This is a genomic window from Bacteroides rodentium JCM 16496, from assembly GCF_000614125.1.
GTDB lineage: Bacteria > Bacteroidota > Bacteroidia > Bacteroidales > Bacteroidaceae > Bacteroides > Bacteroides rodentium.
Genome location: NZ_BAKJ01000052.1, coordinates 20,587 through 30,398, shown reverse-complemented (window position 1 = coordinate 30,398; position 9,812 = coordinate 20,587). Strand labels below are relative to the sequence as shown.

Below are 9,812 nucleotides of genomic sequence, written 5' to 3'. Positions count from 1 at the left end.
CTTGCTTTGCAGTGGCAATGCATTATCCCATCGCCCAAAGCGCATCCCCCCTAAAAACTTTTTTGTAATAAACAAGATACTATTAAAATAAGTACCTTTGTAAAATGATTCAAGAGGAGTTCAAATTTTACAAGCCATGTAGGTTGCTGCAACCCTATATAAGATATTATTGAGTATTCAAAAGCAATCGACCGCTGAATGCCTTTACTTATCCTATCGGTTGCACTCAAATCATTTTCCATAAACAAGCACCGTTATACATCCCTGAACTGAACGTTACACAAGACAAACTGACTGTCAGCGGACAAGTTAATTTTTCGTCACACCTATATACAGACGGAAACATAGAAATGATAGTGGTCGTATTCCACCCTCACACTGTGAGCATGTTTTTGAACATACCGACATCACTTTTTTACAATCAAGAAGTTTCCGGTTACAGCCTTGAAAACAAAAGTTTTAATGAACTGGCTACACAAATATTCGACTGTGAGAACAACTCTGTTTGCATAAGTTATATAGAAAAATGGCTGTTGTCACAAAATGTAACACATAACCTCAATGATTATCCGATTAATCTAATGACCATAAAAGAAACTGCATCTTTCAGGCTTGATTCTTTATAATACCAACGGTTTTGTATGTGCCTCAGTTCGCATACAATATTGTATGAAGTTTTGTATGGGATAGAAAAGGAAATCGCCATAACTTTTTGAGTTACAGCGATTTTCATTTAACTTATTGCGGAGAGAGGGGGAACGATTAACATTCAAAATCTCTACTCATTATCAGTATCTTACCCAAAGTCTCAACTTTAATGACACCGAATAATTCACCGCATATATGCTGCAACTTTCTTCCTGTTACACTTAAAATTTCTTCTGCAAATGTAGCAAAAAGACTGTAAAATCGCAAATCCACTGCCTGATTTAACGTACATAGTTTCTATAATTTTCTTCTAACAATAATTGCAATTTAGAAAGAGGATAAAGAAATTTGCCTCCAACAACAGTATAAGCTATCTCTTTTTCATCCCGCAATTTTTGTAAAGTTCGATTTGAAATATGCAACATACCACAGACTTCTTCTCCGGTCATATAAACCTCATTGGCAATAGGTACGGGTAAGTCTTGAATTGCAAGGATTTCTTTAGAACACCTTTTTAGTCTTCTCATCATCCCAATATACTCCTCTGATTGTTTTGTTATCACTCCGTCCATTTCTTATTTATTCTTTTGAGTTAATATTTTAACCAAATCATTCTCTTTATACATATACTTTCCTCCAATATTAGAACATGGTATAATTCCATACTCCCTATAACTTTGCAAACTTCGTTTAGAAATATTCAGAGCTAAACAAACTTCCTGAGCGTCCAATCATTTTTCTCCTTCAATCGGACCATACTTTTTTTTGACAGTTTCAATCTGCATGAATAAACTCTCAATTTGTTGTTTCAACTGTAAATACGCACTTTTTTCAATTACAACTAATTCCATAATAAATTGATTTATACTTTTACTTTTTCTCAAGCAAATTAAAGCACATTCCCCTATCCTACCAAGATATTTGAATCAAAGTCAGTTTTTGTCAACTATTGTCATATCCAAACACATAAAATTCCTTTTAACTACATAAGACTGATTATATAATTTGGTGAAATAAAAGAAGGACCTGTTTAGCTTTTATATAGCAAACAAGCCCCTCTCTCCTCCATTCATATACTATCCTACATTCTTATTCCTTTATTTTTCGATACCATTATGCTATCCTTGACCTTTATTTCTCTTGAGACCTCACCCTGACGCATATTTGGAAAATGCTCATTCAGCAAATCGCCTGCCAATCTTTTAGCTTTCTCCTGCATCTCGTCGTATACATTCAATCTGTCCGGTCCTAACAGTTTTTTTTCAATCTCTTCAAACTTGTCGTAAAAACTGAACTCATCCGGATATTCATCGACCAGTCCGTCCCTCGGATACCCTTGTTCCCGGATGAATAGTAAGGTCATCCGGTCATAATTATCCGGACTTCGTGGCAATCCCAATCCTTCCCCTATTTCAGTCAGATTGAAGTAATTTTCCCATGTAGGCGCAAGGTCAAAAGTCTTGCTTTCCACTACATTCTTCAAAACAGACCTGTCCTGATATGCGCACCGTTCCATTGTTTCCTCATCTACCCAGTCTCCCCGCTCATTTTTACAGAGGTTTATCTTTCCTTCCATTAAGGAAGGCCATCCGCTCAGCTCATGGACGGCCAGAGATTTTAAAGGAAAATCAGGTTCAAAGAAACTGTTCTCCACATATTTATACATATAACTGTTGAATTGCCATTCTCCATTTGTATTGTCGTCAAAGAGAAGTACGCCCTTATCCGTTTCAACGGCAGAGTAATAATGGTTCCCGCGTTTCAGGTCATCCAGCATTTTCTCCACCATTTTAGGTGAGGATTGTATTTCCTCCCACATGCCGGGTGTCAGTATCCGTTTAAAATGCTCATCTTTTGACAACGGGTCTATATCTTTTCACAGGCAATACACCACTTCCGATACACGCAGGTAACTTTGCAATCCGATTCCCTGCCCATCCATTGCTTTTTCCAATGTTTTCAAATAGTTACTGTTATTTCTCTTCCGCAAAGGAGGGACCATTGCCAGGTCAGGCACATCATAGTATAAAACGCCTGTTGTCGGTATCTCTTTTCCTCTCAGAGCCTTTTCCACATCTTCCTGCATGAAATCCAAAAAGCCTTCTTTACCCTTGCCTTTCATACTGATGTGTATCGGATTGAAGTGTCCGTCCACTGTGACATACACACTGCCACTCTTGTTCTCTTCTTTTTCCATATTTCAAAACTAAATTTTCATTCCACGCCTTTCCCTTTTCATGGGAACTTTCACCGACATGTTCGGACCGGAGAAACGGGTATTGTCAGGCCGCGCCACCAGTTGCGACATGATCCGTTCCTGTTCTTTTGTCAGCGGGACCTTTACTAAAGGCTGATTTCTCAAACGGTTGAAGTTTCTTAATGTGGGTCCATATCCAACCGTTTTGTACAAATCCCGTAATTTAATATCTCCGGCGAGGCCACCTGCCAGTCACCCATTGTACCCCGGTACCTTGCATTCAGTGGTACTACTTCATAAAATCCCAGTTCCTTCGGTTTTCCCTTTCTTTCAAAGAACTTTTCAGTTATTCCGTCCAATAATTTGGCCAGTTCCTTATCTCCTGCTTCTGTCTTATCAAACAGCAATACCTTTTGTCCGTATTCCACTGCCGTACAAGTAGGAAATACAGCCAATCCGTTTCTTATCACATGGCCGTCCGTTCCGAAACGGTGTGCCAGCCGCTGGTAGTCCTCATTCTCCGCCAGTGCCGTATGTGCTGCCGAAGCGGACAGTTGCCTGATTCCCCTTTCCTCGCAGAATGCCGCATCCCGTAGTCTCACCACCCCCGAAGGATAAATCTTCTCCCGTTCCAATACCGGAGTGAGCCGTTCCAGATAGTCCCTGTTGTCCGTTCCGAGGATAGTGGGAATCATGGACTTGTCCCTGAAATCGAAACGGAACATTCAATGGTCGGGTATAAACTCCTTACCAGTGGCATGAAAGGCTACATTGTTGCTGATATAGCATACGAACCCTTCTTCACCTTGTCCCCGCATACTCAAATATACGGGACGATAGAAAGCGTCCAGCGTCATGTACAGGCTGCCGTTTTCCATACAGTCTGTATTCATTCTCTTTTCCATAAGCATATTATATAATCAGTTGTTTTTTTTCTTTCTTCTGCGGAACAACGGAAGAGACATGTTTCGCTGCCTGACACCCCGGTTTTTCCGGTTCCGGCTCTTTGGATTGTTGAGACGAACACTTTTCCGGAGTTTTTGCTCTTTGTGATGTCCGGTTCGCTTTTCCGCCCAGCTTGAACTCCCCATCTGTAATGTGGAACTCCGATTGCAGGATGTCCCTCGCCATTGTTTTGGCTTCCATCTGCAAGGCCGCATAGCCGAAGTCGTGCGCCGAGAGTGGGGCTTCCCGTCTCGCCTTTATACTGTCCCCCAGCTTCTCCGTCAGTTCCTTGAACTCATACTGATAGCTGAACGGATGGAAATGGTCCGCTTCCATAAGGCCGGCATACCCGTTCTCCGAAATATACAGCAGTGCCGCAACGTCATAATTACGGGGTGAGATACCCAGACCGAAATCTTTTGTCAAACGGTCAAAATTATTGAAGTCGGGACGTAAGTCGTATTTGCCGGTGCAGACGGCACCTACCAGCATCTCCTTTCCCAACATCTTTTCGGGCGTGAAGCTGCATACCGATTTTCTTAATTGTATATCATCCCTGCGCAAGTCTGCTTTTGAGAGTTTGTCGATACAATTATCGGCCAGTTCAACCATCTGCCGCATGGGAATCTCTATTTCATACAGTTTAAGTGTTTCCACTTTTTTACTGAAGTTGAAGAAACTGTCTGCCAGATGTTGTAAGTAAGTGATACGTGCTTTCATTCCCTTTACACTGTCCGAGAAGAGAAGTACACCCTCATCCGTTGCCACAGCAGACATGCGCTGATTCTCATTGTCTGCCGAAACGGGCAAGTTACCCGTTTCGGCTGTCCGGTGATGTAACCAACGGTCTGCCCAATCTTTCAATAGTCCCATAACTTGATTCTTTTTGCATAACTTAATGCCTGCAAAGAAAATACATCATCTGACAACCCACAATAAAGAGGGAATCCGAGTCGGGCCTTGGCGTCCGTTGGCGTATGACTTTTAAATTAGCCGTTTCTCCAGCATCCGGTTATAACTTACACGCAAGGAATCAATAAATGGAGTAGTGTCCGTACAACGGTCAAACACTTTTCCCCGTTTGGTATATAGTGCATTTATTTTCAGATGAAACATATCCTCAAAAGCCCGAATTACACTTATCACAGTCAGCTTGTCGCCATTTCTCGAACTTATTGCACCGGCAGCCATCAACGCAGCCACCAGTTCAATCAAATCACTATCTGTACCGTTCCAAGTCAACATGACAACAGATTTATTTTCTGCATCCTTTATTATTTCAGATTTCAATTCGGAAATAATATTCCCATATCTGAATAATTCTTTAACCATTTCTATCTCCGCATTGAGGAGAGATAACGCCTTACCGATAAACACATCGTACAAGACATGTCTTTTCTCCAACATTTGTTCCGATGCTATTTGTATAGAAACCAATTCTATTTTGGTATAATTCAAGCGACGTAACTTCAATATTTGGTTCTCATTTTGTGGAAGTTCTCCAAGCAGAGTTACAAAATTATCATAAGCAGCGGGCAATTCTTCCGCCACTTGTACCATACCCTCCAAGTAGGAGGCAAATAGGTTAAAAAGGAGTGCACTTGTTAATGTTTTCATCGCATCACATTTTAGGTTTTATCAATAATCAACAGCACTATCAACCATCATAAGAATATTAAACGCAAATGCTATGCCATAAAATAAAACACATATAAACTATTGAAGGACAGATAATATACAAATAGTATACAACTATATGTACGATAAAAAATTGTAGATAGGACACAATATGTCTGATTTTAGGACACACTTTATTCCAATCTGTACTTTTTTAATTTAAGATAAAGCGTACTGCGACTTATGCCTAATAACTGTGCTGCTGCTTTCTTGTCATTTCCCGTCATTTCCAATGCTTTGATTATAGTTTTCCGTTCTCCCCGTTCATCCTTTAAAGCATATCCCTTCGTCCGTTTATTAGGAAGGAGTTCTATATCATCTACTGTAATCCAGTCATCCTTTGCCAATAGGACAGCTCGTTTAACCACGGCTCGCAATTCACGTATGTTTCCAGGCCATGAATATGTCCTAAGTCTTTTTTTGTGTTTCCCTATCAAACCCCTTGACACCCTTACCCAACTCCCCGTTAGCTATCTCTAACATAAATTCTGCCAATGGAATAATATCTTCTATACATTCTGACAATAGAGGTACCTGTAACTGAAATTCATTCAAACGATGGAACAGATCTTCCCTAAATTTCCCTTCCATTATAGCTTTTTCTAAATCCTCATTTGTTGCAGTTACCAGTCGTATATCGCTTCTATCTCTTTGCTACTGCCTATGGGACGATAATGTTTCTCCTGCAATGCACGTAGCAACAATATTTGCACATTCATGTCCAGGTTGCCAATCTCATCCAAAAATAATGTCCCATGATTAGCCGAAGTAAATACACCTATCTTGTCTTCCATTGCACCTGTAAATGCCCCTTTTACATATCCGAATAATTCCGATACGGCAAGTTCCTTCGGTAATGCTCCACAATCCACCGCTACAAACGGAGCATTCATACGTTTGCTGAAGGTATGGATTTGTGAAGCCACCCATTCCTTTCCCGTACCAGATGCTCCCCGTATCAAAACTGTCATATCTGATGGAGCTACTAACCTAATATAATGCTGTAATTTTAACGACAAAGGGCTTTGCCCCATATAGAATGCATGTGCTGTTTTGCTGTTTTTTTTCTTACGTCCCAATACTTCTCGGATAATAGAAAGCACCTTTTCTGTCATCGTAACAACAGTAGTTGTGTCCGTTGAATCCTTTTATTTTATCACTGGCGTATCGAACTGCTTTTTTTGTTTCCTTATTATAGCAGATAACATCTCGTTGAAAATTTATTATCCATATATCATTGTTAGAACCAAATGTTAAATGCCGAATATTTTGTAAAGAAAAACCGTCCAAATGCGTAAAATTCTCAAATTTCATGGTTGAGCAATCCAAAACACTTAAATGCTCGTTAGTACCTATCCATAATTTGTTCTCTTCTTCATCATAAAATAATTTATTGATAGCTGAGTTATGTAGATCTGAGTTTAATGTGGTATAGGATGTGAAATTTCTCCCATCAAAACGGCTCAAGCCCGATTGAGTAGCTATCCAAACAAAACCTTGCCGGTCTTGTGCAATATCAGTTACATAATCATTTGAAAGTCCATCGATTCTACTTAAGTTCTTAAAATAGTACGGTTGAGCTATCGAATAAGAACAAATTATGAATAACGCCAAAATGGAAAATATATATTTCATGTATAGCAATAATTAACTAGGTAAAGGTAGTAACTTCTGAGGACTCTAAAGACTTTTAAGAAGCAGTAATTTAGAGAATTACTTCATCCTATAATTTACTTGTACCCTCAACACTGTAAATGAATAAGGAGGTAAAGTCAAATTCTGCACATCATCCATGATATCTTAACTTCTGTCGGTTTTGCGGTTTTGTTATCCGGTGTTCCCGTCAGGGTTGTTTTCGCGATTTCCATAGGGGTTGCTTTCAGGGCTTTGAGATCCAACTTGGTTTTAGCCTCGACAGGGAGGAGGTTTACCAGTTTTATGATGATGTCCCCTGTTTTTTTATCCCGCACGATTGATTTACCAATACGTTTTGCCACAGCTTGATCATTATTGGAGAGTTTAATAGAACTATACCAATATTCATCGCCGCTATGTACACCAAAAAGTTTCTGTACAAAATAACCTACCGAAGGTTTAACTTCCGTATTATTGAAATAAATCAGATCAGGATTCCATTGGGTAAAACCTTCTTTCGCCAACAAAGGGGCATAAGTGCTCATCAGAACAATATCACCGTTTCTTTCGACATTTGTCAGATGCAATGCTTCGAGTAAGGCCGTTTCTATATTGTTATGGCGTCCCGATATGTGAGCGGCGTATTCTCCAAGATATACTTTCGGTTTGCTGCGATCGTATCGGTCGTAATATTCCTGGTTATGAATAAACCATCCAGGTGCCTGATAGTAGTGTTCATCGACGATGGATACACCTAATTCTGTAGCAAATTCCCAGCCTCTCTTATAATCCGAGCCTTGAGAGAAAGGACCTGTGGTTCCGATTACGGTAATTTCCGGATGTTTCTCTTTCAGAGCTTTATAGATCAGGGCAAAGCGTTCTTCAAATACATCGGAAATTAAGTCTTCGTTGCCGACACCAATGTATTTCAGGTTGAAGGATTTCGGATGTCCGGCATCCGCACGCATTTTTGCCCATTTACTTTTCTTGGGATCACCGTTTGCCCATTCTATCAGGTCGAATATATCTTGGATATAAGCGTCCATCTCGCAAAGAGGTATTCCTCCCTGTTGTCCACCTAAATGAGATTTATGATCTATGGCAGAATTCTGGCAAGATACGGCTGCGGGAACAATGGGGACAGGTTCAGCACCTATGTCTGAACAAAATTGGAAATATTCGAAATAACCCAGCCCCGTAGTCTGATGATAGCCCCAAATATTAGATTGGCATTTACGGGCTTCCAAAGGACCAATGGAGTTTTTCCATTGGTACATATTATCAAGTCCGTTTCCATGTATGAGGCAACCGCCGGGGAAGCGTACGAAATGGGGCTTCATGTCGGCAAGTGTTTGTGCCAGATCGGCACGAAGACCATTCTTACGCCCTTTGAATGTTTTTTGCGGGAAGAGGGATACCATATCCATAGCGATGGTTCCGGTAGTCTGGGGTATGATTTCCAGGCGGGCTTTCGTCGCCGACCGTTTAGCGGTAATAGTCAGGGAGTGCTTTTCCCAATCTTTCTGCAATGCAGGGGTGATTACTTCTCCACAGAGTGTTCCGTCTTCATCGATTAAACGAATCTTTAGTTTATTTGATTTTCCCTCCAAGGTACGGGCAAAAAGAGACAGGTCATATTTGTCGTTTGCTTTGAGTACGATACCACCGAAACCTTCGTTTAATAGAGAGGCGCCGGTTTGTTCTATTTTTAGTAAGGCATAATGAGGATTGTTCTTATGAATAGGATTATCTGTCACTATCTCGAAAGAGACATTCTCTCCTTTCAGTTGCCAGAACGATTTGGAGTTCCATTCCTTACGGTCTTTTGAAGAATATTCAAATCCGCGGTTCTGAATCAGTTCGGCATAGATTCCTCCGTCGGCGGCATAGTTGAGGTCTTCGAAGAAGATACCTATCAAGTTATTGCTGATCGTTTTATTTTCGCCCGTTACGGTAATCTCGACATCGACAGGTTTGAGGTTGGCAAAACGAGTAGGGTCTTGTCTCATGGTTTCCCTGTTTTGCTGATTTTTGATTGCAGATAGCTGTACTCTATCCTGTAATGCCTGCACCAAACTCCACGATACTTTATGTATGGTCCCTGTCTCTTCTTTACCGGAAATAAGGACGTGTGTGCGCTGATTGGCACGCGCTTCTTCCTGGATCGCAGTGATGGGAGAATAGGTTTTAAAATCCTTAGTGGTCGTTCTGTATATCCCTTTTATCCCTTTTTTGTCACCCAGCCAAGTGAGAGAGTAGCTGTTGCTATTCACATCGAAGGTGAGTTCTAATTCTTTGAAATTATTCTTGTAGTCAAAGATGGGGTAGGATTGAGGTTTCCAATTAATAAGATCGGTAGAGTTACTATAAGAAAACGAACGTACATCGTTGTTCAACGTCCATACAATGTGCCAGCAACCGTCTGCCGACTGAAATAAAAAAGGATCGAACATCTGTTTTCCACCTTCTCCTCCTGCATAGTCAGAGCGAAGAAAAGAATATTCCGGACCAATAGGGTGCCAGTGCTTTTGGTCATTGCTCCATGCAAAGAATAATCCGGCACGGTTTTTATTTTTATCTGTGGTATATGCAAACAGATAGGTTGAATCCGGCTCATTGGCACATACGTTCGGAGAAAATAATCCGAAGCAGAATATGAAAAGGATGAATTGAAATATCTTTTTCATGATTTATTTAATATGAATGGATT

At 40.5% G+C, this 9,812-nt stretch carries 10 protein-coding genes and 2 pseudogenes; 1 reads left to right on the top strand and 11 read right to left on the bottom strand.

What is annotated here, in order from left to right; genetic code table 11:
- Positions 1-194: 194 nt before the first annotated feature.
- Positions 195-626 (top strand): DUF6597 domain-containing transcriptional factor, encoded by a 432-nt coding sequence (locus tag JCM16496_RS25090; protein WP_369346678.1) that lies wholly within the window; start codon positions 195-197, stop codon positions 624-626.
- Between the two features lie 303 nt (positions 627-929).
- Here the strand turns inward: JCM16496_RS25090 and JCM16496_RS17650 are convergent, their stop codons facing one another.
- From JCM16496_RS17650 to JCM16496_RS17585, 11 genes and pseudogenes are all read right to left on the bottom strand, one after another.
- Positions 930-1,220 (bottom strand): helix-turn-helix domain-containing protein, encoded by a 291-nt coding sequence (locus tag JCM16496_RS17650; protein ID WP_025835888.1) that lies wholly within the window; start codon positions 1,218-1,220, stop codon positions 930-932.
- A 3-nt stretch (positions 1,221-1,223) separates the two neighbouring features.
- Entirely contained in the window at positions 1,224-1,379 is a 156-nt protein-coding gene (locus JCM16496_RS17645) for a helix-turn-helix domain-containing protein (RefSeq protein WP_025835886.1), read from the bottom strand.
- Between the two features lie 350 nt (positions 1,380-1,729).
- Positions 1,730-2,467 (bottom strand): DUF6047 family protein, encoded by a 738-nt coding sequence (locus tag JCM16496_RS17635; protein WP_128809707.1) that lies wholly within the window; start codon positions 2,465-2,467, stop codon positions 1,730-1,732.
- A gap of 57 nt (positions 2,468-2,524) precedes the next feature.
- Entirely contained in the window at positions 2,525-2,845 is a 321-nt protein-coding gene (locus JCM16496_RS17630) for a hypothetical protein (RefSeq protein WP_010993606.1), read from the bottom strand.
- Positions 2,846-2,854: 9 nt separating this feature from the next.
- Positions 2,855-3,570: pseudogene (locus JCM16496_RS17625) on the bottom strand (DUF6047 family protein).
- A complete protein-coding gene (locus JCM16496_RS17620; RefSeq protein WP_025835881.1) occupies positions 3,571-3,750 on the bottom strand; it encodes a hypothetical protein in 180 nt (59 codons plus the stop codon).
- A 7-nt stretch (positions 3,751-3,757) separates the two neighbouring features.
- The gene (locus tag JCM16496_RS17615; protein WP_025835879.1) at positions 3,758-4,663 is read right to left on the bottom strand and encodes a DUF6047 family protein; all 906 of its coding nucleotides are present in this window, start codon (positions 4,661-4,663) and stop codon (positions 3,758-3,760) included.
- Between the two features lie 111 nt (positions 4,664-4,774).
- Positions 4,775-5,407 (bottom strand): RteC domain-containing protein, encoded by a 633-nt coding sequence (locus tag JCM16496_RS17610; protein WP_025835877.1) that lies wholly within the window; start codon positions 5,405-5,407, stop codon positions 4,775-4,777.
- Between the two features lie 194 nt (positions 5,408-5,601).
- Positions 5,602-6,579 (bottom strand): annotated as a pseudogene (locus tag JCM16496_RS22230) (sigma-54 interaction domain-containing protein); the annotation flags it as partial.
- On the bottom strand, positions 6,536-7,102 hold the full coding sequence (locus JCM16496_RS17590; RefSeq protein WP_025835872.1) for a ligand-binding sensor domain-containing protein: 567 nt from the start codon (positions 7,100-7,102) through the stop codon (positions 6,536-6,538). The gene JCM16496_RS17590 and the pseudogene JCM16496_RS22230, both read right to left, overlap by 44 nt.
- Positions 7,103-7,239: 137 nt before the next feature.
- A complete protein-coding gene (locus JCM16496_RS17585; RefSeq protein ID WP_244440476.1) occupies positions 7,240-9,789 on the bottom strand; it encodes an alpha-L-arabinofuranosidase family protein in 2,550 nt (849 codons plus the stop codon).
- Positions 9,790-9,812: the final 23 nt, after the last annotated feature.

Coding starts and splice junctions, on each gene's coding strand:
- JCM16496_RS17650 (WP_025835888.1), bottom strand. CDS start 1,220: ATGGACGGAGTGATAACAAAACAATCAGAGGAGTATATTGGGATGATG.
- JCM16496_RS17635 (WP_128809707.1), bottom strand. CDS start 2,467: ATGTGGGAGGAAATACAATCCTCACCTAAAATGGTGGAGAAAATGCTG.
- JCM16496_RS17630 (WP_010993606.1), bottom strand. CDS start 2,845: ATGGAAAAAGAAGAGAACAAGAGTGGCAGTGTGTATGTCACAGTGGAC.
- JCM16496_RS17620 (WP_025835881.1), bottom strand. CDS start 3,750: ATGGAAAAGAGAATGAATACAGACTGTATGGAAAACGGCAGCCTGTAC.
- JCM16496_RS17615 (WP_025835879.1), bottom strand. CDS start 4,663: ATGGGACTATTGAAAGATTGGGCAGACCGTTGGTTACATCACCGGACA.
- JCM16496_RS17610 (WP_025835877.1), bottom strand. CDS start 5,407: ATGAAAACATTAACAAGTGCACTCCTTTTTAACCTATTTGCCTCCTAC.
- JCM16496_RS17590 (WP_025835872.1), bottom strand. CDS start 7,102: ATGAAATATATATTTTCCATTTTGGCGTTATTCATAATTTGTTCTTAT.
- JCM16496_RS17585 (WP_244440476.1), bottom strand. CDS start 9,789: ATGAAAAAGATATTTCAATTCATCCTTTTCATATTCTGCTTCGGATTA.